Below are 24,553 nucleotides of genomic sequence, written 5' to 3'. Positions count from 1 at the left end.
CTACAATTTATAGTTAGATGTTACAAAAATTATAAATGGGGTAGCAAATCTAAGAATACATTTGTTGAAAAACCTTAGTATTAGATATGCTATATAAAAAACGACATCTCATAAAGAGATGTCGTCTTGAGCACAATAATAAAATCGGAAAAAAATTAAAATTGCATTATTCAACCTAGTTGGGTTTATTTTAAAACTGTTCAACTTCGGTACTTCCTTCCATAGCAACAGTGGATGCTTTGCCGGCTGTTACAGTATTTTGAACAGCATCGAAGTAAGTTGTTCCTACAAATCCTTGATGTTTTACAGCGCGGAATCCGTCTTTTTGTAAAGCAAATTCTCTTTCCTGTAGTTCAGAATACCCAGCCATACCTCTTTCTTTGTAAGCTTTGGATAATTCAAACATACTTGTGTTTAAAGCATGGAACCCTGCAAGAGTAATAAATTGAAACTTATATCCCATAGCAGCTAATTCTTCTCTAAAGGTTTCCATTTCTTCAACAGAAAGCTTTGCTGCCCAGTTAAAGGATGGAGAACAGTTATAGGCTAACATTTGATCTGGATATTTAGCATGGATAGCTTCGGCAAATTTACGTGCTTGTTCAAGATCAGGATTACTAGTCTCCATCCATATTAGATCTGCATAAGGGGCATAAGAGAGTCCTCTGTCTATTCCCTGTTCTATACCGTTTTTTACAAAGAAGAAACCTTCATCAGTTCTTTCGCCAGTTACAAATTTTCTGTCTCGTTCATCTACATCACTAGTTAATAAGTTAGCAGCATCAGCATCGGTACGAGCTATGATTATAGCAGGAGTTCCCATTACATCAGCAGCGAGACGTGCAGCCACTAGTTTGTTGATAGCTTCTTGCGTAGGTACTAATACTTTTCCTCCAAGGTGCCCGCATTTTTTTGCAGAACTTAATTGATCTTCAAAATGTACACCACTGGCTCCACTTTCGATCATAGATTTCATTAATTCAAAAGCATTTAGATTTCCTCCAAAACCAGCTTCAGCGTCTGCAACGATTGGTACTAGGTAGTCCTTTTTGTTTTTTTCGCCATTCACAACCTGAATCTGATCAGCTCGAAGCAGAGCGTTATTGATTCTTTTTACAACCTGAGGTACGCTGTTTACAGGATAAAGAGATTGATCTGGATACATTTGCCCGGCAAGGTTGGCGTCTGCTGCTACCTGCCACCCACTAAGATAAATAGCTTCTAGACCTGCTTCAACCTCTTGTACTGCCTGATTACCTGTTAATGCACCTAAACCGGCAACAAAATCCTGAGTTTTTAATTTCATCCATAGTTTTTCAGCACCTTGCTTAGCAACACTATGTTCAATTTTATATGACCCTTGTAGTTTTACTACTTCTTCGGCACTATAAGGGCGCTCAATATTTTTCCATCTTGGGTTTGTTGTCCAGTCAATTAACAATTCTTCTATTCTTTGCTCTGTATTCATAACTTTGGGTTTTTACTATATGTTGAATTTGTTTTTTATAAATATTTGTATGCTCTTGTAGTAAGAAATTCTTCAAACTCCTCTGCTGTTACCAGCGAATGAAAAATCTGGATTGCGTTTTGATAATTTTTGCTCTCAAAAAGCTGTTTTCCTACTTGTTTTTCAATGATGTTTAATTCATCTTCAAAAATCATGTGAAACATTTTATCGTTAAGTCTTAATCCATTTTCAAGCCTCACTTCATTTTTTAACCATTGCCATATTTGGGTTCGGCTAATTTCTGCAGTAGCAGCATCTTCCATAAGATTATAAAGGGCAACAGCACCATTGCCTCCAAGCCACGTAGCGATATAATGAATACCTACATTGATGTTTTCTCGTATTCCTTTTTCAGTGATTGTTCCTTCAGGAATGGCAAGAAGGTCATCTTCTGTTATAGTAATATCATCGCGCTTTACGTCCATTTGATTTGCCTTAGGCATATAGGTGTCAAAGACTTTTTTAGCTAATGGTACTAATGCAGGATGAGCTACCCAGGTACCATCATGACCGTTTTTTACTTCACGCTCCTTATCTGCCTGTACTTTTGCAAAAGCTAATGTATTTCTGGCTTCATCATCTTTAATTGGAATCTGTGCAGCCATTCCTCCAATAGCAAGGATATTGCGTTTATGACAGCGCTGGATCACTAATTTGCTGTAAGCATCCATAAACGGGCTGGACATAGTTACCTGAGCACGATCTGGAACAATAAAATCTTTATGATTTCTTAATTTCTTAATATAGCTGAAGATATAATCCCATCTTCCGCAATTAAGGCCTACAATATGATCTTTTAATGCATATATGATCTCATCTAGTTGAAAACTAGCTGTAATAGTTTCTATTAATACGGTTACTTTAACAGTTCCTGGATCTATACCTAAATATTCTTCAGAGAAATCAATCACATCATTCCACCAGATTGCTTCTGTAAAATGTTCTAGTTTGGGCAGGTAATAATAAGGGCCAGTCTTGTTTTCTTTTAATTCTTCGTTGTTATGAAATAGATACAAAGCAAAATCAAACAAAGAAGCACTCATCTCCTGGTCATTTACTAAAAGATGCTTTTCATTAAGGTGTAGTCCTCTTGGGCGTACTATTAATGTTGCAACATTTTCTTTTAACTGATAGGTTTTATCTCTTTTGGGATTGTAGAACGAAATAGTTTTATTGACGGCATCTTTTAGGTTTTGTTGCCCCTGTAGGCAATTTTCCCAAAGAGGAGCATTACTGTCCTCAAAGTCGGCCATAAAAGTTTTGGCGCCAGAATTTAGTGCATTAATGACCATCTTTCTGTCTACAGGACCTGTAATTTCGACTCTACGGTCTTGCAGATCTGCAGGAATTGGAGCAGCAGCCCATTCGCTATTGCGAATTTCTTTTGTGTTTTCTGGAAAGGAAGGATTCGTTCCCAGGTCAAACAATTGTTGCTGACACTCACGGTTCTTTAAAAGCGTTAACCGTCTTTCATTAAAACGATCTTGCAAAGCTTCCAGAAAAGTTAAAGCACCATCAGTCAAAATCTCTGGATGGTAGTTTTTAACTTCCTTGGTGAAGCTAATTTTCTGATTAAGGTTTGTTTGTATTTCCATAACTATATCGTTTGAGTGAACAATATTAAAAAAAAGTTTTTTACAAAACAAGCGAACGTTCGCTAAATGTGAACTTTTTGTTTTTTGAGCAATTACGCAAAAATGGTTACTTTTGGCTTTATGGCAATAGCAGAAGAATATATTAGATTGATTTTTGGGCTGAAAATCAAGCAGATACGAACGGATAAGGATTTGTCGCTTTTTGGATTATCTAAATTGTGCGGACTTTCTAAATCGTATTTAAACGAAATAGAAAAAGGAAAAAAGTATCCAAAAACTGATAAGATTATAAAATTAGCAGAGACTTTAGATGTCCCCTATGATAATTTGGTTTCTCTTAAATTGGACAAAAACCTGGCTCCTATAGGTGAGATATTACAATCGGGAATATTAGATGAAATTCCTTTAGAATTATTTGGGATTCAACAAAGTGATCTGATTGATATTATCGCTAATGCACCTTCTAAGGTGAATGCTTTTATAAGCACAATTATAGAAATAGCACAGCATTATAATATGAGTCGCGAAGGTTTTTATCTGGCCTCACTGCGATCATATCAAGAGGCGCATAATAATTTCTTTAAAGACCTTGAGGATAAAGCGATAAAATGTGCAAATACATATCAATTGAATTTGAATGGGAAAATATCTTCTTTAGAATTAGAAGAAATTCTTAAAGAAGAGTATGGATATACCATTAATGATTCTGGAATACCAAAGCAGGAAGAATTAGATAATTTAAGGTCAGTATATGTGCCTACTACTAAAACTTTATTATTGTCTGATAGGGTGGATGAAGCGCAAAAGACATTCATTTATGCAAAGGAACTAGGGTATCAATATATGGAAATCAAAGAACGTCCCTATACTTTTTCCTGGATACGATATGATAATTTTGAAGAAGTGCTTCATAATTTCTATGCTTCGTATTTTGCAGGAGCTTTAATTATCCCTAGAAATCACTTGAAAAGCCATTTAAAAGAACTGTTTTCTATGAAAAGTTTTTCAGAAAAAGCTTTTCATAAAATTATGAATCTATATAATGCTTCTCCAGAATCTTTTTACCAGCGATTAACTAATATACTTCCTAGGGATTTTGGGATGCAAAATGTATTTTTTCTTAGGTTTACGCACACACCTGGAGTTGAGAAGTTTAATCTGGTAAAAGAATTACATATTACACATCAACAACAACCCCATGCTAATGAGGTGAATGAACATTATTGTCGACAATGGATGGCAATAAAAACATTGCAAAGAACGGCAAACAACGATCTTGACTACACATTTGATATACAGATATCTGATTATGCAGATACTGATCAGCAATATTTGGTATTTACCTCAGCGACCAAAGATCCGTTTAAAACAGAATATTATCGAAGTATTGGAATAGGGTTCTTGATATCCTCAGCCTTAGAAAAGAAAATCCAATTTGTTAATGATTCTAAAATCTCTAAGTTCAAAGTGGGAGTAACTTGTGAGTCCTGTTCGTTAATGGATTGTAAGGTGAGAATGGCTCCTCCTAAACGATTATTGGTAAAGGAAAAACATAAAAAAACAGCAGCTTTGGTAGAGGATATTGTAAAGCAATATTCATAAAATTTAATTTCTATAGTCAATAAAAAGAGCTCTGTTTTGAATTTCAAAACAGAGCTCTTTATTTGATTTTAACTATAAACAAGCTAAATAAAATAGCTTGCAATGGTTACTGCTACATCATACCTGGCATACCTCCGCCCATTGGTGGCATTCCGCCTCCAGCAGCAGGAACATCTTCTTTGATGTCTGTTAATGCACATTCTGTAGTAAGAATCATTCCCGATACAGAAGCTGCATTTTCAAGAGCAATACGAGTTACTTTCTTAGGATCGATAATTCCAGCTTTTAGCATATCTACATAAGCTTCAGATTTTGCGTCATATCCAAAGTTGTCTTTTCCTTCAAGTACCTTAGAAATCACTACTGATCCTTCTCCTCCTGCATTTTCGACTATAGTTCTTAGAGGAGCTTCGATTGCACGGTTTACGATTTGTACTCCGGTAACTTCGTCAGCATTTTCAGTATTTACACCATCTAATACGGCTTTTGCTCTTACTAATGCTACACCTCCACCAGCTACAATACCTTCTTCTACAGCTGCACGAGTTGCATGAAGTGCATCGTCTACTCGATCCTTCTTTTCTTTCATTTCTACTTCAGAAGCAGCACCTACATATAATACAGCAACACCACCTGCTAATTTAGCAAGACGTTCCTGTAACTTTTCTTTATCATAATCAGAAGTAGTAGTTTCTATCTGAGCTTTGATTTGATTCACTCTGTTTTTGATCAAATCTTCTTCACCTGCACCATTAACTACAGTAGTGTTATCTTTATCGATAGCTACTTTTTCTGCAGTTCCTAAATGGTCAATAGTAGCGTTTTCAAGAGTAAATCCTCTTTCTTCAGAGATTACTGTTCCTCCTGTAAGGATTGCAATATCTTCTAACATTGCTTTACGTCTGTCACCAAAACCAGGTGCTTTAACAGCAGCGATTTTTAATGCTCCACGTAATTTGTTTACTACAAGAGTAGCTAAAGCTTCTCCATCAACGTCTTCAGCAATAATTAAAAGAGGCTTTCCTGTTTGTGCTACAGGCTCTAGTATAGGAAGTAAGTCTTTCATCGCAGATATCTTCTTGTCGAACAATAAGATATATGGATTCTCTAAATCAGCAGTCATTTTTTCGCTGTTAGTCACAAAGTAAGGAGAAAGATATCCTCTATCAAACTGCATTCCTTCAACGATATCTACATGTGTATCGGTTCCTTTAGCTTCTTCTACTGTAATAACACCTTCTTTACCAACTTTTTCGAATGCCTGAGCAATAAGATCACCTATGGTTTCGTCGTTGTTAGCAGAGATAGCTGCAACTTGTTTGATTTTATCAGAAGAATCACCTACTTCTTTAGTTTGTTTAGCTAGATCGTCTGTAATTGCCTTTACTGCCTTGTCAATTCCTCTTTTAAGGTCCATTGGGTTGGCTCCAGCAGCTACATTCTTAAGTCCTTCTTTAACGATTGCCTGAGCTAGAACGGTAGCGGTAGTAGTACCGTCACCTGCAAGATCATTAGTTTTTGAAGCTACTTCTTTTACCATTTGTGCACCCATATTCTCTAGTGCATCTTCAAGCTCTACTTCTTTAGCTACAGAAACTCCATCTTTAGTTACTGTTGGCGCTCCAAATGATTTGCTAATAATTACATTACGACCTTTAGGGCCTAAGGTTACTTTTACTGCATTTGCTAATGCATCCACACCGCGTTTAATTCCGTCACGTGCTTCTATATCAAATTTTATGTCTTTTGCCATAATTGAATTTTATTTTTTGATTTGTGTATTATGAAGTTACATTAAACTTAAACTATTGCAAGAATAGTTTCTTCGCGCATAATCAGATAATCTTTACCGTCTATTCTAAGTTCGTCCGGTCCGTATTTTGCATAAAGTACAGTGTCACCAACTTTAACAGTCATCTCGTGATCTTTTTTACCGTTACCTACAGCAACTACTTTACCTTTTTGTTGTTTTTCCTGAGCAGAGTCAGGGATAAACAGTCCTGATGCTGTTTGTGTCTCTGCAGGAAGTGGTTCTACAACCACGCGATCTGAAAGAGGCTTAATATTTACTCCCATTATGATTAGTTTTATACAATTAAAAAATTAAAGTTTACATCTCTGGTGCTTTTATTTCAGAAATTATGCCAGTAGCGTGATACTGACAAATTGAAACAAAAAATGCCGACTATATGACAAGTCGGCATTAATTTTATCTTTTATAAAAACACTATTCCTGAGTGTCATTTTCTCCAGCCGGAGTTGCAGGAAGTTCTACTGGATCTTCTTGAGTATCTACTTGAGAATTCTGTGTTCCATTTCCATCCATCAGATTGACATTAGATAATAAAATAAGTACTAATAATAAAGTAGCTAATGCCCATGTACTTTTATCTAAGAAGTCTGTAGTTTTCTTCACACCACCTAACTGCTGCGTTCCTCCGCCGCCAAAAGAAGATGATAATCCACCACCTTTAGGGTTTTGTACCATTATTACTACTATTAGTAAAAAAGATACGATAACGATTAAACCTAAAAAAATTGAAAACGTTGTCATTATATTGTTATTTATTTTCTTGTAAATTCTTTATTGCCCGAATTTGGTCTGCAAAGAAACCACTTTTTTCGGGATTTTTCAAAATTAATATTTTATATGCTTGAATTGCTTTCTTATAATTTTTTTGAGCAAGATATACTCTTGCTAAAGTTTCTGTCATCAATTCATCTTGAGCAACCTGATTTTCTTTTGCCAGGTTACGCGAAGGAGCACTTTTGGATACTGGTTTGATTTTGGGATTGTTGGCGATAAATTCATCGATAAGATCAAACTTGTTCTGAAGTGTAGAAGCTGTTTTTGTTTCTTTTTCCTCCAAATCAATTGTTTTCTTAACCTCAGGAATAGTAGATTCTGTGTCAGATTTTCTTTCTATTGGAGTTATTGATGTTAATTTCAGCCATTCTGCAAAAGAATGTGTTTCTCTCTTGTTGAAATCTAAAGGTTTGTCTATTTGTAATGTTGATTTAGGAGATGGATTTGTCTCGTCTTCACCTTTAGATTCTTCTTTTTTTTCTTGGTCATTAGATGCTGCTAAAGATTCAGAAATGGTAACGTGTCTGAAAATACTTTCTTCTTCAGGAGTTAAAAATAGAGTAGGGTCTAAAACATCTTCGGCTTCTTCCATTTTCATAGTAACGGCATCATCCATTGACATTCTCGGAAGCGTTTTTATTTCCTCTACTTCAACAACTTCTATTTCAGCTTTATTTTTCTTTTCGACTTTAATTTGATCAGAACCTTCTGTAAAAAGTGTTGAGGTAATAAAATCAAATAAAACACTTCTATCTGTTGTGTAAGCAGCTGTTATTTTAAGTTCTTGATTATACCTGAAACTTTCCTGATCTTTTAACCCTTTTAATAATAGAGATCTTACAGGTTGGAAATAAGGGAATTCTCTGATTATTTTTTTAAGATCATCAGTATGCTCTTTTTTGAGATGAGCAGGGTTTTGTAATAAGTATGTAAGATCTTTTGTGTTCAAAAAGTGTTCTTTGTTTTTCTTATAAAAGTAACTATAGTATTATTTAGATTACCATCTTGCTAAAGTAGCATTAAAAATATCTTGAGTAATACGTTCGTATATTTCTTGAATAGCCTGATCTCGTATTGCTGTTTCTGATTGAGATGCTGAGTAATCAAAAAAGAAAGTAAATCGTTGTTCTAGATCTTGTGCTGGATCTTTTGTATCATAAAATCGAGTGTTTACAGCTATTGTTAAACGGTTCTGAGCAGCAGTGTTGTCTGAGGTGGCTGTGTTGGGTGCAATATAATATTGTACAATTTCTCCTTCATAAACAATATCTCCTCCTGAGGTTACTAAATCCAGATTGGTTTGATTTAGAATTAAATCTTGTAATTGATTAGTAAATGTTTGATCAATTCCAGGAATAATGATAGGAGCTTGATTCTGAAAAAAGTTCACTTGAAATGTTTTAGTATCTGGAGAGATAGAAGTCCCTGTCAATGAGTAAACACCGCATCCCTGAAGAATGATCATCGTCGTAAATGCAACTACTATATATTTCAATTTGCTCATCTGTATTTCTTAATTTCCTGTATTATAAATTGTATTGTTTTATTTTACGATATAATGTTCGTTCACTAATTCCTAGTTCTTCTGCCGCAGCTTTGCGTTTTCCGCGGTGTCGTTCTAAGGATTTTTTAATCAATTCTAATTCTTTATGTTGTAACGATAATGTTTCTTCTTCCTCAATTTCTTCGGCAAAATGATATTTATCACTTTCTTTTTGTGTTATATCCGGAGAAGAAATTTGTAAAACTTCGGCAGTCGGAGTTGTTACAGGTTCTTCAAAAGGAACTTCTTCTTCTTTATCTTCACGATATATTTTTCTTATCAATCCTTCGTGGTCTTTTTGTACTTGTTGAGAATTGCCGCTTTGCATCAACTCCATAGTAAGTTTTTTGAGATCATTAAGATCACTTTTCATATCAAAAAGCACTTTATACAGGATTTCTCTTTCATTGCTAAAATCACTTTCTTTTTTATCCGAAGAGATTACAGCTGGTAAATTAGCACCTACATTAGGTAAATAACTATGTAATGTCGCTCCTGTTATCGTTCTGTTTTGTTCAAGGACTGAAATTTGCTCAGCAATGTTGCGTAATTGTCTGATATTACCACTCCAATGATGTTTTTCTAATAAAGCAACGGCATCCTCGGTTAGGCGAATAGTTGGCATTTTGTATTTAGAAGCAAAATCAGAAGCAAATTTTCTGAAAAGTAAATGGATATCATCTTTTCTGGTTCTTAAAGGAGGAAGGAGAATTTCTACAGTGCTTAAACGATAATATAGATCTTCACGAAACTTTTCTTTTTTAATAGCTTCAAACATATTAACGTTTGTAGCTGCTACAATACGCACATCTGTTTTTTGAACCTTAGAAGAACCTACTTTAATAAACTCTCCGTTTTCGAGAACCCTAAGTAAACGTACTTGTGTAGTCAGTGGTAATTCTCCTACTTCGTCAAGAAAAATGGTTCCGCCATCAGCTACTTCAAAATATCCATTACGAGTTTGAGTAGCTCCTGTAAATGCTCCTTTTTCGTGACCAAAAAGTTCACTATCAATAGTTCCTTCAGGAATGGCTCCACAGTTTACGGCAATATATTTACCGTGTTTGCGATGTGATAATGAATGTATGATTTTAGGAATACTTTCTTTACCTACACCGCTTTCTCCAGTCACAAGAACTGAAATATCCGTAGGAGCTACCTGGATTGCTTTCTCAACGGCGCGATTGAGTTTAGCATCATTTCCGATAATACCGAATCGTTGTTTTGTAGCTTGAACTGATTCCATTTATAATTATTGATTTTTAAGTAAACAATTAGTTGTTTTCTGAGTAATTCACGGCTTCACCAAGTAATGTGGCACTCGTACAATCCTCGACACGAACCATAACAAAATCTCCAACTTTATAATTTTCTTTAGGAAAAACAACAACAGAGTTTTGTGTTGTTCTACCACTCCAGTGAGCATCTGATTTTTTAGAAGCTTTTTCTATCAGTACTTCAACGGTTTTACCAATAAAAGCTTTATGACGGTATTCACTATGCTTACGTTGTAAATCGTTAATCTCTGCTAATCGTCTCTTTTTTATATCAGCAGGAACATCGTCCTCCATTTTACGCTCAGCAAGTGTTCCTGGTCGCTCTGAGTATGCAAACATAAATCCATAATCATATTTTACATACTCCATTAATGATAATGTATCTTGATGATCTTCTTCAGTTTCTGTAGGGAAACCAGCGATAATATCCTGTGAGATTGAACACTCAGGAATAATTTGTTTGATATTATCAATTAATTTAAAATATTCTTGACGTGTATGCAAACGGTTCATGGCTTTCAAAATACGATCACTACCACTCTGTATGGGAAGGTGAATGTATTTACAAATGTTTTTATGCTTTGCCATTACTTCAATCACATCCAGAGTCATGTCTTGAGGATTGGATGTGGTGAAGCGTAACCTTAATTTAGGATATTTTTCTGCAACCATATCCAATAATTTAGCAAAATTAACTGCTGTAGCTTTTTGAAAATCACTTGCTTTTTCAAAATCCTTTTTTAAGCCGCCACCATACCACAAGAAGCTATCTACGTTTTGGCCTAGGAGCGTAATTTCCTTAAAGTTTTTGTTAACTAAATCATCTATTTCTTTAAGAATACTTTGCGGATCACGACTACGTTCTCTTCCTCTGGTAAAAGGAACTACGCAAAAAGTACACATGTTATCGCAACCTCGAGTAATAGAAACAAAAGCAGATACTCCATTACTTTGCAAGCGTACGGGAGCGATATCTCCATAGGTTTCTTCCTTAGAAAGGATAACATTTACAGCATTACGCCCAGCATCTACTTCTTCAATCAAATTAGGAAGATCTTTGTAAGCATCAGGACCAACAACCAGGTCAACAATTTTTTCTTCTTCCAGAAATTTACTTTTCAATCGCTCTGCCATACATCCCAAAACTCCTACTTTCATTTTGGGATTGACTTTTTTTACTGCATTATATTTTTCGAGTCTTTTTCTAACAGTTTGCTCAGCTTTTTCACGAATAGAACAAGTGTTTACTAATACTAAATCAGCATCTTCAAGGTTTTGAGTAGTATTAAATCCTTCCTTTGCTAAGATAGAAGCAACAATCTCACTATCGCTAAAATTCATCTGACAACCGTAACTTTCAATAAAAAGTTTACGTTGGTTTTCTTTCTTTTGATCAAGAACAAGAGATTGTCCTTGTATGCTTTCATCTATAATCTTCTCCATAAAATAATTCCTTATTGATTCGGGTCAAATAGTGTGCAAAGATACTTTTTAATACGATTTGTGACAAAGTGGCAGGGTTTTATTTTTAAAAAAATTATATTTGAAGATATCCAACCGTTAAAATCAGAAGATAATGCCAAATTCGCTTTTTGAAAAAATAGAAAACAGTAAATTAATAGATTTTGGAGATATATTTAATAAGAGCATTGAGCTTTTTAAAAAAGTGTGGCTTCAAGGTTTTGTTCATTTATTGATCACTTTTGTTATTATGATTCCGTTATTTATCATAATGTATATCCCGATTTTTGCAGTAGCTGGATTAGCAGGATTTGAAAATGAATATAACGAGTATGGATATATTAATGAAGATTTGTCTATTGGACTTGCGATTTTATTTATAGTGTTGATCGTTGTTGTGTCGATGGTAGTTGCGGCACTTCAATTTGGGATTAATGCACATTTTTATAGAGTTTGTAAACAAGTCGATCTAGGTCTTCCTGAAAGTTCAAAGTATTTTATGTTTTTTAAAGGAAAGTATCTGGGAAAAATATTTGCCTTAGCAATAGCTTCATTTGGAATTTCATTATTGGCACTTATGCTGTGTATATTACCTCTTTATTATGTAATGGTTCCGATACAATTATTGGGAGTAATATTTGCTTTCAATCCGGATATGAGTACTTCTGATTTAATAAAAGCAAGTTTTAAACTTGGAAACAAATTTTGGTTAATCGCTTTTGGACTAATTATTATTGCTAGTTTTTTGGCGCAGATCGTAGGAATGATTATGTGTTTTGTAGGAGTTTTTTTTACTGCTGCTTTTGTTTATATGCCGGTGTATTATATATATAAAGATGCAATAGGTTTTGAAGAAAGTAATGATCCGTCTGAGGAAAAGACATTATTTGTTGAATAAAAAAAATAAAAACCTGCTGATCAGCAGGTTTTTTTTGAACTAATTTTTTGATAAAGAATTTGGATATAAAAAAATTGATATACTTTTGTTCTCTGAAATAAGCCATTATGGCTGGGTTAATACCAACCAAAATGTTTATTGACTGTTCCATCTGTCAATCAATAAATATTAATTATCAACAGATGAAAAATACGGATTATGGCTAAGAATTTAGTGATAGTGGAGTCACCTGCAAAGGCTAAGACGATAGAAAAATTCCTTGGAAAAGATTACAAAGTAGCATCTAGTTTTGGACATATAGCGGATCTACCTGCCAAAGAGTTGGGTGTTGATGTTGAAGAAGGCTTTAAGCCGAAATACATTGTCTCGAAAGACAAAAAGGATATTGTAAAAAAGTTGAAGGATCTTTCTAAGAAAGCAGAAATGGTTTGGCTGGCTAGTGATGAGGATCGTGAGGGAGAAGCTATTGCTTGGCACCTTGCCGAAACATTAAAATTAGAGAAAGAAAAAACAAAACGTATCGTATTTCATGAGATTACTAAAAATGCGATTCTTAAAGCAATTGAGAACCCAAGGGCGATTGATTATAACTTGGTAAACGCACAACAGGCTAGACGTGTGTTGGATCGTTTGGTAGGTTATGAGTTGTCACCGGTCCTTTGGCGAAAAGTAAAAGGAGGGTTGTCTGCGGGTAGAGTTCAGTCAGTATCTGTACGATTAATCGTAGAGCGTGAACGAGAAATAATAGGTTTTAAACCAGAGGCTTCTTATAGGATTGATGCTGAGTTTTCAAATGAAAAAGGAAAATCCTTTAAAGCCAAGCTACCCAAGAATTTCAAAACAAAAGAAGAGGCTGAGACCTTTTTAAATAAAAATATTGGAGCATCTTTTAAGGTAGCGGATTTAACAACAAAGCCAGCTAAGAAATCACCAGCTCCTCCATTTACTACCTCAACATTACAGCAGGAAGCTTCTAGAAAATTATATTTCTCGGTAAGTAAGACAATGAATATGGCTCAAAGACTGTATGAAGCCGGATTGATTACTTATATGAGAACAGATAGTGTGAACTTATCTGCAGAAGCTCAGAAAGGGGCTAAAGCAGAGATTGTTTCGGCTTATGGAAATGAATATAGTAATCCAAGACAATATAAGGGTAAATCTAAAGGAGCACAAGAGGCTCACGAAGCAATACGTCCTACAGATTTTTCCAGACATACTGTAAATGTAGAGCCGGATCAACAACGTTTATACGAGTTGATATGGAAACGAGCTATTGCTTCACAAATGAGTGATGCAAGATTAGAACGAACTAATGTACGAATAGCTGGGAGTACACATCAGGAACAATTTACAGCTAATGGAGAGGTAATAAAGTTTGAAGGTTTCTTAAAAGTATATTTAGAAGGAAGTGATGATGAAGATGAAGAGCAAGAAGGAATTCTTCCGGCAATGAAAGTGAATGAAGCATTGTTTAATAAATACATTTCTGCAACAGAGAGATTTACAAGACCACCAAGTCGTTATACAGAAGCTTCTCTAGTTAAGAAATTAGAAGAATTAGGGATCGGAAGACCGTCAACATATGCTCCTACAATTTCGACCATTCAGAATAGAAATTACGTAGAGAAGGGATCTAAAGAAGGAGAGTTACGTAAATATGTACAGATGGTTCTTGCCGATGGAGCAGTTGCAGAGAAACAACTGTCAGAAAAAGTTGGTAGCGATAAAGGAAAAATGATTCCTACTGATGTAGGGATGGTGGTTAATGATTTTTTAGTAAATCACTTCTCTTCTATTTTAGATTATAATTTCACTGCAAAGGTAGAACAGGATTTTGATGAAATTGCAGAAGGGCAAGAAGATTGGACTAATGTGATGAAGGAGTTCTATGAAGAGTTTCATCCGCGTGTTCAGGATGTAGCAGAAAATGCAGATCGCGAAGTAGGAGAAAGAATCCTAGGTGAAGATCCGGTAAGTGGTAAAGTGGTTAGTGTACGTTTAGGAAAATTTGGCCCTATGGTGCAAATAGGTACAGCAGATGATGAAGATAAGCCTAAGTTTGCCAGCTTGCCTCCAGGACAAACCTTGAGTGGGATTACTTTTGAAGAAGCGATGGATTTGTTTCAACTCCCAAAAGAGTTAGGTAGTTATAAAGAAGAAACCATTATGGTTAATAATGGTCGATTTGGTCCTTATGTGCGTTTTGGAGAAAAATTTGTTTCGTTACCCAAAGGAGAAGATCCGTTAAGTGTTTCTTTGGATCGAGCTATTGAGCTTATCGATGCTAAGGAAAAGGCAGATGCTCCTATTTATACATATGAAAATCTTCCGGTTCAAAAAGGTAAAGGTAGATTTGGTCCATTCATTAAATGGAACGGAATGTTTATCAATGTCAATAAAAAATATGATTTTGATAACCTATCTGATCAGGATATCGTAACTCTTATCGAGGAAAAGAAACAAAAAGAAATAGATAAGGTAATTCATAATTGGGAAGAAGAAGGTATTCGTGTAGAAAAAGCAAGATGGGGTAGAAGTAATATTATTCAAGGTAAAATTAAGATCGAATTGCCTAAAACTGTTGATGCTTCAAAATTAACACTTGAAAAAGTCAAAGATCTGATTGAGAAAAACGCTCCTAAAAAGAAGACGACCAAAAAGAAAACCACAAAAAAGACTTCAGCTAAAAAGAAATAAAATATATGTCTTTTGAATTTTTGTCACCAGTTAGTGATATTGTTGCTGCTCATACCGCGCTAGTTCCGGATTATGCATTAGGGAAACAAATAAGGGTTCATACTGCTGATGAAGGAGTTCCGGATTTGAATAATGTAAAAATTGCTATCCTTGGAGTTCGGGAAAACAGAAATGATGAGAACTACTTGGGAGAGCAATTACATTTTGATACCATTCGCAAATCTTTATATGATCTATTTCCTGGAAACTGGAATACCGCAATTGCAGATCTTGGAGATATTACTCCAGGAAACGAAGTTAGTGATACCTATTACCTGATTCAAGAGGTGGTGTCTACATTATTACAAAAAAATATTATACCTATTATATTAGGAGGGAGTCAGGATCTTACCTATGCCCAATATAGAGCGTTTGATATTTTAGAAAGAATGGTTAACCTGGTTAATGTAGATAGTAAATTTGATTTAGGTAATTCATCTCAACCAATTACTAATACATCTTTTGTAGGTAAAATAATAGTAGAACAGCCTTATAATTTATTTAACTATAGTAATATAGGATATCAAACTTATTTCAATGCTCAAGAAGAAATTGATCTTATAGAAAAATTATATTTTGATGCTTGTCGTTTAGGTGAGGTGATATCAGATGTTACAGTTGTAGAGCCAATTATGCGTGATGCAGATATTGTATCCATGGATTTAAGAGCTGTAAGTTCCAAAGCTCTTAATAGCTCAAAGGCATCACCTAATGGTTTTGATGGTAGGGAGATTTGTGCTATATCAAGATATGCAGGAATTAGCGATAAAGTAAAAAGTTTTGGAATCTACGAATTCAAGAATTTTAAACTTGAAGAAACCACTTCATTGTTAATCGCTCAAATCATTTGGTATTTTATTGAAGGTGTAAATTATCGTTCTGATGAGCTTAATATAAAAAATCAACCAGGAACGTTGCATTATAGCGTTCCTGTAGATGATGATATTTTGTCATTTTATAAAAGCACAAAAACAGAAAGATGGTGGATAGAAATACCATTTATTTCATCTGGTAATAATAAATTGAAAAGACATACGTTATTACCTTGCACATACAACGATTATGAGCGTGCTTGTAATCAAGAAATACCTGAAAGATGGTATAAGGCGAAACGAAAAAACGAAGTTTAACATTTTTATTAAGAGGATTTAAGGTTTTTTTTGGAAAAAAATTGTTTTTCTGGAAATAAATAAATAGGTTTACGACCTTAAATCTAGAAGATCTTAACCTAAAACACGTTATGAAGAAATTTGTATCACTCTTTGCTATTGTAGCAATGCTCTATAGTTGTGGCGGTGGAAACCGTGGAGAACTAATAGGAGTACAGGGTAAAAAATGGCATCCTGAAAAGCCTTATGGAATGGCCCTCATCCCCGGAGGATCTTTCATTATGGGTAAGTCAGACGATGACAAGGCGGCATTATCTAATGCGCCGACAAAAACAGTTACCGTCCGCTCTTTCTACATGGACGAGACAGAAATTACTAACAGTGAATATAGACAATTTGTTCGTTGGGTACGTGATTCTACAATCCGAATGAAGTTGGCTATTATGGCTGATGACATGGGAAAAACCCCTGGTGATGATGGTATCGGAGAATATGCGTTCTTAGATGCTAATACCGAGGAGATGACTGTCTATGAAAAATACATGTACGATAACTATAGTGGTACAGGAGAGACAGGATATGAAGGAAGAAAGCTTAATAAAGATATAGATATCGTATGGGATACAGAAGATTATCCAGACGAATTTTATTCAGAAGTAATGGATTCCTTATATATCCCGTTAGAAGAATCTTATAACGGTAGACGTTCGTTTGATGTAAGTAATTTCAAGTTTAGATTTACTTGGATGGATATTCAAGCGGCAGCACGTGCTAAAAAAGGAAGAAGAAAAGACTTCGTAAAAGAAACTGTAATAGAGGTATATCCTGATACTACAGTTTGGATCAAAGATTTTAACTATTCATATAATGAGCCAATGCATAATGACTATTTCTGGCATAGCTCTTATGATGATTATCCAGTAGTTGGAGTTTCCTGGGAGCAAGCAAAAGCTTTTTGTACCTGGAGAACAATCGAAAAGAACTCTTATCAGAGAAAACGTAACAAAGAATTTGTAAACTATTTCAGACTTCCTACAGAGGCTGAATGGGAGTATGCCGCAAGAGGAGGGTTGGAATCAGCTACTTATCCTTGGGGTGGACCTTATGCTTTGAACGACAGAGGTTGTTTCCTTGCAAACTTTAAGCCTTTACGAGGAAACTATGCGGCAGACAACTTTTTATATACTGTAGAAGCAGATTCGTTTGATCCAAACGATTATAATCTATATAACATGGCAGGAAATGTTTCTGAGTGGGTACAATCATCCTACGATCCTGCAGCATATGAATATGTATCATCAATGAATCCAAATGTCAATGATGATCAAAATAAACGTAAAGTTGTACGTGGAGGGTCTTGGAAAGATGTTGCTTATTTCCTACAGGTAAGCACACGAGATTACGAATATTCAGACTCTGCAAGAAGTTATATTGGATTCAGAACCGTTCAGGACTATATGGGTACTGACGTAACTGGAGAAGATAATACTCAAAATCAAAATTAGTCCCAAAATTTTCTATCAACTTAATTACTAACCCTTTTTTAATTAATTTAAATTTAAAAAAAACTAAACACATTTATTATGGCAAATTCAAAATCAAGCAAGAAGTTAATGAACATGGTATATGGTCTCGGAGCGGCCATCGTAATTCTAGGAGCACTTTTTAAAATTATGCACTGGAAATTCGGAAATGAGATGCTTATTATTGGTTTGATCACAGAAGCATTAGTATTTACTGTTTCTGCATTTGAACCTGTAGACGAAGATTTAGATTGGTCTTTGGTGTATCCAGAACTAGCAGGAGGAAACAAAAAAGACAAAAAAGAAAAAGAAACTCCAGAAGGATTATTATCTAAGAAATTAGACGATATGCTTAAAGAGGCTCGATTAGATACAAGTTTAATGAATAGCCTTGGAGACAGTATTCGTAACTTTGAAGGAGCTGCAAAAGGTATAGCTCCAAGTATAGATGCGATTCAAGGTACTAAGAAGTATAGTGAAGAAATGGCTACTGCAGCATCTCACTTAGAGTCTTTAAACGGTTTATATAAAGTTCAGTTAGAATCTTCTGCAAAACAAGCTGAAGCGAATCAAGCAATTGCTGAAAATGCTAAAGCACTTGAAGAGCAAATGAAGAGTCTGTCTAGTAACCTGTCTTCTCTTAATGGAGTATATGGTGGTATGTTAACAGCAATGAACAGAAGTTAACATTTAGAAAGTATATAATAACTACCAAAACTTACAAAGAATATGGCAGCAGGAAAATTATCCCCAAGGCAGAAGATGATCAATCTTATGTACTTGGTATTTATAGCAATGATGGCATTAAACATGTCAAAGGAGGTTTTATCAGCTTTTGGCTTGATGAATGAAAAATTATCTTCTTCTAATACAATTGCTACTGAACGTAATAATGCATTTATGGCTGGTCTGGCTGAAAAAGTTTCAGAACAACCAGAAAAATATACTCCACTAAAAGAAAAAGCTGATGAGATAAGCAAGCTTTCTAATGAGTTTAACGCTTATATCGATCAATTAAAAAGTGAATTAACAGAAGGATTAGATGATCCTACGGATTATGAAACAATGGATCGTCCAGATCAATTAGATCTTAAGTTTTTTCAAGGAGGAAAGAATACAGCAGCAGCAGATGAATTTTTAGCTAAAATCGCTACCTATAGAGATGGAGTATCGACGGCGATACGTTCTGTAAAAGAAGTAGACCCTCAAGTAGCTGATGACGTTGTTAAGTTTTTTAGCACGGATGAAGTTAAAGATAGAGATGGTGTGAAAAAAGATTGGTTATTTTATAATTACAACGGTTTCCCACTTGTAGCTTCTGTTACAAAGCTTACTCAAATGCAAGCTGATGTTAAGACAACTGAAAGTAAAGTGTTATCTGCATTATTAGCAGGACAACAAGCATCAGAATTATCTTTTAGTAACTACGAGGCGATTGTAGTTGCAGATAAAACAGCTTTCTTTAGTGGTGAAAAATTTAAAGGAAGAATTGTTCTAGGTCGTTTTGACGCTACTTTGAAGCCTACCAAAGTTACAGTAAATGGTAAAGAGCAAACAGATGTTCAGAACGGACAGATTATGTTAGATTTCCCAGCAGGAAATGTTGGAGAAAGAGACATAGAAGGTGTTTTAGAATTTAAAGAAGGTGGTGAAGTTATTCCTATCCCAATTAAAAGTTCTTATACGGTAATTCCAAGACCTAATTCAGCGGTTATTTCTGCTGATAAAATGAATGTAGTATACCGTGGAGTTAGCAATCCGATGACGATTTCTATCCCTGGAGTACCAAATGTAAATGCTTCTGCACCTGGACTTAAAAAAGCAGGTGGTGCAGGTAAGTATACGATGAATGTTACTACAGTTAAAGCTAGAGAGGTAAGTATTAAAGTTAGTGGTAAACTTGCAAATGGTACTACCGTAAGTGATAGCAAGAAATTTAGAATTAAAGATATTCCTAGACCAGTAGGTACTGTTCGTGGAGAAGATGGTTCTACTAAGATGGCTAAGAACGCTCTTTCAATAGCTTCGATTGGGGCAATATTACCAGATTTTGATTTTGATATAAAACTTAAAGTTACCAATTTTAAGTTTAAAGTAGAAGGTCAACCTACTGTTCAGGTGAATGGAGGAAGATTAAATGCCAAAGCAAAATCAGCTCTACGTAGAGCCAAGAGAGGTTCGACAGTGCAGATCATTGATATTAAAGCACGGTTAACTACGAACGCTTCATATAAATTGAAGAAGATATCTCCGGTAATTGTGGAGTTAACAAACTAAAAACAAATTATTGATTATGAATTTGAGAAATTTTTTAGTAGCCGTTTTTGGCCTATTCATAACATTATCTTCTTACGGTCAGGCAAATGTCCTGAACGCAAATAATCCTGATGAAATAGGAAAGAAGACAGAACAGCAAATCAAAAATGATAATGACCATCCTTTAGAATATGGATATGTTGATGAGCGTGATGTGTTATGGGCTAAAACTACTTGGGAAACTATTGACCTTGATGAGCGTATCAATTTTCCTTTGTATTATCCTATAGATACTAATAATATTGGTTCTCATCGTCGTTCATTGTATGATGTTTTGATTTCTAATATCAAAAACGGTAAGATTAAAAATATGTACTCTGATTCATATTTTACTGAGACTCGTACTTTTCAAGATCTTGAAACCACATTATCAAGAACAGATACTACAGACTTAGGATATGAGCAGTATAATGCTGGTGAAGAAGTAGATCCTCAGTATATCAATAGAAGAGAGATTTCTGCAGCTGATATTGCAGAATATAAAATTAGAGGATACTGGTACTTTGATAAACGTCAAGGAGAATTAAGGTACAGATTGCTAGGTATAGCACCTGTAGCACCAGATGTTAACTTTATTGATGACGATGAGCCAGATATGGTTGCGTTATTTTGGATATGGTATCCTGATGTAAGAGAGATACTTCATAATTCAAAAGCTTTTAATCGCAGGAATACGTCATTTCCATTTACTTATGATCATATTCTTAATGCACGGCGATTTAATTCAATTATCTATAAAGAAGATAATGAACAAGGTGACCGGGAGATTAAGGATTATATAGTAGATAATGCTTTAATGCAATTGCTGGAAAGTGAACGTATTAAAGAGAGTATTAGAAATTTTGAAATGGATATGTGGAGTTACTAAGCTTCAGTATTCTTAATAATATTAGTTTACAAAACGCTCAACAACTGTTGAGCGTTTTGTTATTTTTGGCCTATGGTAGATTATATTGTAGTAGGATTTGGATTAGCAGGACTGTCTTTTGTAGAGCAACTAGAAAGGAATGGGAAATCCTATTTAGTATATGAAGATTACTCTCAGAAATCTTCAAGGGTGGCAGGAGGCTTATATAATCCAATAATATTAAAAAGATTTACCGCCGCCTGGAAAGCTCAGGAGCAAACTGAAATTGCATTGCCTTTTTATAGAGGTATTGAAAAAAAACTTCAAGAATCATTGGTTTTTGATCTCCCTGTTCTTAGAAGATTTAATTCTATAGAAGAGCAGAATATGTGGTTTGAGGCTTGTGACAAACCTATTTTAAATAAGTTTCTTTCTTCAGATTTGATATCAAATACTAATATAGCTCTAGATATACCTTATCATTATGGAAGGGTAAAAGATACAAGAAGGATTAATATTCAAAAAATGCTTGCTTGTTATGCGCAATATCTAGAAAAAAAAGATCTGTTGATAAGGAAATCGTTTAAACATGAAGATCTAAATATTTCAAAAGAAACAATAGAATATAAAGGAAATGAAGCCCGTAATATAGTTTTTACAGAGGGGTATGGAGTAACTAAGAATCCGTTATTTAATTATCTACCACTTTATGGAAATAAAGGAGAGTATATTGTAATTAAATCTTCAGAATTAGAATTAAAAGAAGCGGTAAAGTCTTCTGTATTTATAATTCCTTTGGGTGAAAATTTATATAAAGTAGGAGCTACATATAATAATAAAGATAATTCTCAAGATACTACCTCATTGGCAAAAATAGAGATCGAAAAAAAACTAAAAACATTTCTTAAAACACCATATGAAATAGTAGATCAAGTTGCAGGAATTCGACCTACTGTAAAGGATAGAAGACCGCTTGTAGGAACACATCCCGAATATTCCAAGGTTCATATATTAAATGGCTTAGGAAGCAGAGGTATAATTATGACACCATCTATGGCATCACAGTTATATAACTATATTCATAAAGGAATCCCCTTAGATATAGAAATAGATATCAGACGTTTTGAAAAGTTAGGATAAATGTTTTTTCTGCCCATAATGTAGAAAAAAGTTAATCCAAATATTTCGGGATAACCTTAGAATGATTGGAAGCGAAATTATCATAGTTCCTGCAATCACAAAAAAGGTGGTTAATAAACTAAGTTTAAAAAAGAAATTTGCAATCACAAAAGCCATTCCGGCAAAAATAATACCTACGGGATAACTTACATACATGGCTCCGTAAAAGAAAGAAGGTTCTATTTTATATTTAGTGTTGCAATGGCTACAACGTTCCTGCATTTTTAAAGTTTGACTTAATTGATAAGGATTAGCCGTTTTGTACATACTTTCTTCCTGGCAAACGGGACAACGACCAGTTATAATGCTATAAATTTTGGTTCCTTTTAAGAAGTTCATAAGCTACTTTTATGCTAACACAAAATTAATCATCTTTGCACAAAATATTCAAAAGCTGATGTTAAACATACATAACTTATCGATTTCGTTTGGGGGAGAATACTTATTTGAAGAAATAAGCTTTAGATTGAATGCAGGCGATCGAGTAGGATTGATAGGAAAGAATGGAGCTGGTAAATCTACAATGCTCAGAATTTTATCCAAAGAGCAAGAACCTGATTCTGGTCAAATTGCTATGGATAAAGAAGTGAAGATAGGTTTTTTAAAACAAGATATTGATTTTACTCAAGGTAGAACAGTATTAGAAGAAGCCTATGAAGCGTTTATTGATATCAAAAGAATAGAAAGAGAAATAGATGATATTAATACCCAGCTAGCAGAGCGCACTGATTATGAAAGTGAAAGTTATAATCAATTGATTACAACACTAAGCGACCTGACACATCATTATGAGATTTTGGGTGGATATAATTATCAAGGAGAAACAGAAAGAGTATTACAAGGTTTAGGATTTGAAAGAGAAGATTTTGAACGATTAACCGATACATTTTCTGGAGGATGGAGAATGCGAATTGAGTTGGCTAAATTGTTACTTCAAAACAATGATGTTTTATTGCTGGATGAGCCTACAAACCATTTGGATATAGAGTCGATTATTTGGCTAGAAGGTTTTTTAAAAAACTACTCAGGCGTTGTGGTTATAGTATCTCACGATAAAATGTTTTTGGATAATGTTACTAATCGCACCATAGAGATTTCATTAGGCCGTATTTATGACTATAATAAGCCGTATTCTAAATATCTGGTACTTCGTAAAGAAATGCGTGAGCAGCAATTGGCGACTCAGAAGAATCAATCCAAACAGATTGAACAGACAGAGAAGCTAATAGAAAAATTTAGAGCCAAAGCATCAAAAGCTTCTATGGCGCAGTCTCTGATTAAAAAATTAGATAGAATAGAGCGTATAGAAGTCGATGAAGATGATAATGCGGTGATGAATGTAAGTTTTCCTGTTAGTGTTCAACCAGGAAAAGTGGTTATAGAAGCAGATGCAATAGGAAAATCTTATGGAGAAAAAGAGATTCTTAAAAATATCGACCTTTTAGTTGAACGAGGAGCAAAAATTGCATTTGTAGGGCAGAACGGACAAGGTAAATCTACTTTGGCAAAAATTATAATTGACGAAATATCACATGTAGGAGCTTTAAAATTGGGACATAACGTGCAGATTGGATATTTTGCTCAGAACCAATCAGAATACCTGGATGGAGAAATCACCATTCATGAAACGATGGTTAATGCTGCTAACGAAAAAAACCGAAGTATGGTTAGAGATATGCTGGGAGCATTTCTCTTTAGAGGAGATGAAGTAGATAAAAAGGTAAAAGTTCTTTCAGGAGGAGAGCGCAATCGATTAGCATTATGTAAGATGCTTTTAGAGCCATTTAATGTGCTGGTGATGGATGAACCTACCAATCACCTGGATATTAAATCAAAAAATGTACTAAAAGAAGCGTTAAAGAGTTTTGAAGGAACTTTGATTCTAGTGTCTCATGATAGAGATTTTCTTCAGGGATTAACAAATACGGTGTACGAATTTAAAAATAAGAACATCAAAGAATACTTGGGAGATATAGATTTCTATTTAGAACAGCGCAAGGTAGAAGATCTTAGAGAGATAGAGAAAAAGGATAAACAAGTAGATAAAACAGTTCCAGACACCAAACAAGGTGCAAAACAATCTTATGAAGATCAGAAAAAACTCAAATCATTAAATAATAAGTTGAGTAATGTAGAGGCCAAAATCAATAAACTTGAAAAAGAAATTAAGGATATTGATGTAGAGTTAGCAATTAATTATGATGAAACGATAGCAAAACCTGATTTTTTTGATAAATATCAAGCAAAAAAGGATGATCTGGCAAAATTAATGGAAGATTGGGAAGTTTTACAGGAAGAAATAGACTCCCTGGCAAATGAGTAAGATAAGGTCAAGATTTACGAAATTAATAATATTTTAGTTTCAAAATA

Annotated in this window: 20 protein-coding genes; 10 read left to right on the top strand and 10 right to left on the bottom strand. The window is 34.5% G+C overall.

All coding sequences use genetic code 11. From position 1 onward, the window contains the following. Positions 1-190 precede the first annotated feature (190 nt). Positions 191-1,468: an isocitrate lyase gene (aceA, locus tag U0D62_RS03860; RefSeq protein WP_322193994.1), complete on the bottom strand. Its 1,278-nt coding sequence runs from the start codon at positions 1,466-1,468 to the stop codon at positions 191-193. 35 nt (positions 1,469-1,503) lie between these two features. Continuing rightward, positions 1,504-3,102 carry a malate synthase A gene (gene aceB / locus U0D62_RS03855; RefSeq protein WP_322193993.1) on the bottom strand — a complete coding sequence of 533 codons (1,599 nt, stop codon included), beginning with the start codon at positions 3,100-3,102 and terminating at the stop codon, positions 1,504-1,506. A gap of 120 nt (positions 3,103-3,222) precedes the next feature. Between aceB and U0D62_RS03850 the strand changes: the two genes are divergently transcribed. Next, a complete protein-coding gene (locus U0D62_RS03850) occupies positions 3,223-4,704 on the top strand; it encodes a helix-turn-helix domain-containing protein (protein WP_322194854.1) in 1,482 nt (493 codons plus the stop codon). A gap of 112 nt (positions 4,705-4,816) precedes the next feature. On the opposite strand, the gene groL is transcribed toward U0D62_RS03850, so the two are convergent. The 7 genes from groL to miaB all read right to left on the bottom strand — a co-directional run bounded on the left by groL (position 4,817) and on the right by miaB (position 11,554). Then, on the bottom strand, positions 4,817-6,457 hold the full coding sequence (gene groL, locus U0D62_RS03845; protein ID WP_322193992.1) for a chaperonin GroEL: 1,641 nt from the start codon (positions 6,455-6,457) through the stop codon (positions 4,817-4,819). Positions 6,458-6,504: 47 nt separating this feature from the next. Then, entirely contained in the window at positions 6,505-6,780 is a 276-nt protein-coding gene (locus U0D62_RS03840) for a co-chaperone GroES (RefSeq protein WP_322193991.1), read from the bottom strand. A 151-nt stretch (positions 6,781-6,931) separates the two neighbouring features. Further along, positions 6,932-7,258 (bottom strand): preprotein translocase subunit SecG, encoded by a 327-nt coding sequence (secG, locus tag U0D62_RS03835; protein ID WP_322193990.1) that lies wholly within the window; start codon positions 7,256-7,258, stop codon positions 6,932-6,934. 7 nt (positions 7,259-7,265) lie between these two features. Continuing rightward, positions 7,266-8,240, bottom strand: coding sequence for a hypothetical protein (locus tag U0D62_RS03830; RefSeq protein WP_322193989.1), 975 nt, complete (start codon positions 8,238-8,240; stop codon positions 7,266-7,268). 48 nt (positions 8,241-8,288) lie between these two features. Further along, on the bottom strand, positions 8,289-8,795 hold the full coding sequence (lptE, locus tag U0D62_RS03825) for an LptE family protein (protein ID WP_322193988.1): 507 nt from the start codon (positions 8,793-8,795) through the stop codon (positions 8,289-8,291). A 22-nt stretch (positions 8,796-8,817) separates the two neighbouring features. Further along, entirely contained in the window at positions 8,818-10,080 is a 1,263-nt protein-coding gene (locus U0D62_RS03820; RefSeq protein ID WP_322193987.1) for a sigma-54 interaction domain-containing protein, read from the bottom strand. Between the two features lie 28 nt (positions 10,081-10,108). Next, positions 10,109-11,554, bottom strand: a complete 1,446-nt coding sequence (gene miaB, locus U0D62_RS03815; RefSeq protein WP_322193986.1) for a tRNA (N6-isopentenyl adenosine(37)-C2)-methylthiotransferase MiaB — start codon at positions 11,552-11,554, stop codon at positions 10,109-10,111. A 133-nt stretch (positions 11,555-11,687) separates the two neighbouring features. Between miaB and U0D62_RS03810 the strand changes: the two genes are divergently transcribed. The 8 genes from U0D62_RS03810 (at position 11,688) to U0D62_RS03775 (ending at position 22,144) form a co-directional block, all read left to right on the top strand. Then, a complete protein-coding gene (locus tag U0D62_RS03810; RefSeq protein WP_322193985.1) occupies positions 11,688-12,470 on the top strand; it encodes a hypothetical protein in 783 nt (260 codons plus the stop codon). Positions 12,471-12,668: 198 nt separating this feature from the next. After that, complete coding sequence (topA, locus tag U0D62_RS03805; RefSeq protein WP_322193984.1) at positions 12,669-15,170, top strand: type I DNA topoisomerase; 2,502 nt, start codon at positions 12,669-12,671, stop codon at positions 15,168-15,170. Positions 15,171-15,175: 5 nt separating this feature from the next. Then, complete coding sequence (locus U0D62_RS03800; RefSeq protein ID WP_322193983.1) at positions 15,176-16,339, top strand: formimidoylglutamase; 1,164 nt, start codon at positions 15,176-15,178, stop codon at positions 16,337-16,339. Between the two features lie 110 nt (positions 16,340-16,449). Beyond that, positions 16,450-17,823, top strand: coding sequence for a T9SS ring complex lipoprotein PorK/GldK (gene porK / locus U0D62_RS03795; RefSeq protein ID WP_322193982.1), 1,374 nt, complete (start codon positions 16,450-16,452; stop codon positions 17,821-17,823). 78 nt (positions 17,824-17,901) lie between these two features. Next, on the top strand, positions 17,902-18,528 hold the full coding sequence (gene porL / locus U0D62_RS03790; RefSeq protein WP_322193981.1) for a type IX secretion system motor protein PorL/GldL: 627 nt from the start codon (positions 17,902-17,904) through the stop codon (positions 18,526-18,528). A gap of 42 nt (positions 18,529-18,570) precedes the next feature. Then, positions 18,571-20,118, top strand: a complete 1,548-nt coding sequence (porM, locus tag U0D62_RS03785) for a type IX secretion system motor protein PorM/GldM (protein ID WP_322193980.1) — start codon at positions 18,571-18,573, stop codon at positions 20,116-20,118. A gap of 16 nt (positions 20,119-20,134) precedes the next feature. Further along, the gene (gene porN / locus U0D62_RS03780; protein WP_322193979.1) at positions 20,135-21,025 is read left to right on the top strand and encodes a type IX secretion system ring subunit PorN/GldN; all 891 of its coding nucleotides are present in this window, start codon (positions 20,135-20,137) and stop codon (positions 21,023-21,025) included. Positions 21,026-21,097: 72 nt separating this feature from the next. Then, positions 21,098-22,144, top strand: a complete 1,047-nt coding sequence (locus tag U0D62_RS03775) for an NAD(P)/FAD-dependent oxidoreductase (protein WP_322193978.1) — start codon at positions 21,098-21,100, stop codon at positions 22,142-22,144. Here U0D62_RS03775 and U0D62_RS03770 read toward each other — a convergent pair. Beyond that, the gene (locus tag U0D62_RS03770; RefSeq protein ID WP_322193977.1) at positions 22,136-22,522 is read right to left on the bottom strand and encodes a DUF983 domain-containing protein; all 387 of its coding nucleotides are present in this window, start codon (positions 22,520-22,522) and stop codon (positions 22,136-22,138) included. The genes U0D62_RS03775 and U0D62_RS03770 overlap by 9 nt on opposite strands. Before the next feature lie 58 nt (positions 22,523-22,580). Here U0D62_RS03770 and U0D62_RS03765 point away from each other — a divergent pair, with 58 nt between their 5' ends. Further along, a complete protein-coding gene (locus U0D62_RS03765; protein WP_322193976.1) occupies positions 22,581-24,506 on the top strand; it encodes an ABC-F family ATP-binding cassette domain-containing protein in 1,926 nt (641 codons plus the stop codon). The last annotated feature ends 47 nt before the right edge of the window (positions 24,507-24,553 follow it).

Source organism: Aquimarina callyspongiae (assembly GCF_034322225.1).
GTDB lineage: Bacteria > Bacteroidota > Bacteroidia > Flavobacteriales > Flavobacteriaceae > Aquimarina.
The sequence above is the reverse complement of the archived record's forward strand: the minus strand, read 5'-3'. Positions and strand labels throughout refer to the sequence as shown.

Bases quoted from the DNA above. Each gene is read 5' to 3' on its own strand.
- aceA (WP_322193994.1), bottom strand. From the start codon at position 1,468: ATGAATACAGAGCAAAGAATAGAAGAATTGTTAATTGACTGGACAACA.
- aceB (WP_322193993.1), bottom strand. From the start codon at position 3,102: ATGGAAATACAAACAAACCTTAATCAGAAAATTAGCTTCACCAAGGAA.
- U0D62_RS03850 (WP_322194854.1), top strand. From the start codon at position 3,223: ATGGCAATAGCAGAAGAATATATTAGATTGATTTTTGGGCTGAAAATC.
- groL (WP_322193992.1), bottom strand. From the start codon at position 6,457: ATGGCAAAAGACATAAAATTTGATATAGAAGCACGTGACGGAATTAAA.
- U0D62_RS03840 (WP_322193991.1), bottom strand. From the start codon at position 6,780: ATGGGAGTAAATATTAAGCCTCTTTCAGATCGCGTGGTTGTAGAACCA.
- secG (WP_322193990.1), bottom strand. From the start codon at position 7,258: ATGACAACGTTTTCAATTTTTTTAGGTTTAATCGTTATCGTATCTTTT.
- lptE (WP_322193988.1), bottom strand. From the start codon at position 8,795: ATGAGCAAATTGAAATATATAGTAGTTGCATTTACGACGATGATCATT.
- U0D62_RS03820 (WP_322193987.1), bottom strand. From the start codon at position 10,080: ATGGAATCAGTTCAAGCTACAAAACAACGATTCGGTATTATCGGAAAT.
- miaB (WP_322193986.1), bottom strand. From the start codon at position 11,554: ATGGAGAAGATTATAGATGAAAGCATACAAGGACAATCTCTTGTTCTT.
- U0D62_RS03810 (WP_322193985.1), top strand. From the start codon at position 11,688: ATGCCAAATTCGCTTTTTGAAAAAATAGAAAACAGTAAATTAATAGAT.
- topA (WP_322193984.1), top strand. From the start codon at position 12,669: ATGGCTAAGAATTTAGTGATAGTGGAGTCACCTGCAAAGGCTAAGACG.
- U0D62_RS03800 (WP_322193983.1), top strand. From the start codon at position 15,176: ATGTCTTTTGAATTTTTGTCACCAGTTAGTGATATTGTTGCTGCTCAT.
- porK (WP_322193982.1), top strand. From the start codon at position 16,450: ATGAAGAAATTTGTATCACTCTTTGCTATTGTAGCAATGCTCTATAGT.
- porL (WP_322193981.1), top strand. From the start codon at position 17,902: ATGGCAAATTCAAAATCAAGCAAGAAGTTAATGAACATGGTATATGGT.
- porM (WP_322193980.1), top strand. From the start codon at position 18,571: ATGGCAGCAGGAAAATTATCCCCAAGGCAGAAGATGATCAATCTTATG.
- porN (WP_322193979.1), top strand. From the start codon at position 20,135: ATGAATTTGAGAAATTTTTTAGTAGCCGTTTTTGGCCTATTCATAACA.
- U0D62_RS03775 (WP_322193978.1), top strand. From the start codon at position 21,098: ATGGTAGATTATATTGTAGTAGGATTTGGATTAGCAGGACTGTCTTTT.
- U0D62_RS03770 (WP_322193977.1), bottom strand. From the start codon at position 22,522: ATGAACTTCTTAAAAGGAACCAAAATTTATAGCATTATAACTGGTCGT.
- U0D62_RS03765 (WP_322193976.1), top strand. From the start codon at position 22,581: ATGTTAAACATACATAACTTATCGATTTCGTTTGGGGGAGAATACTTA.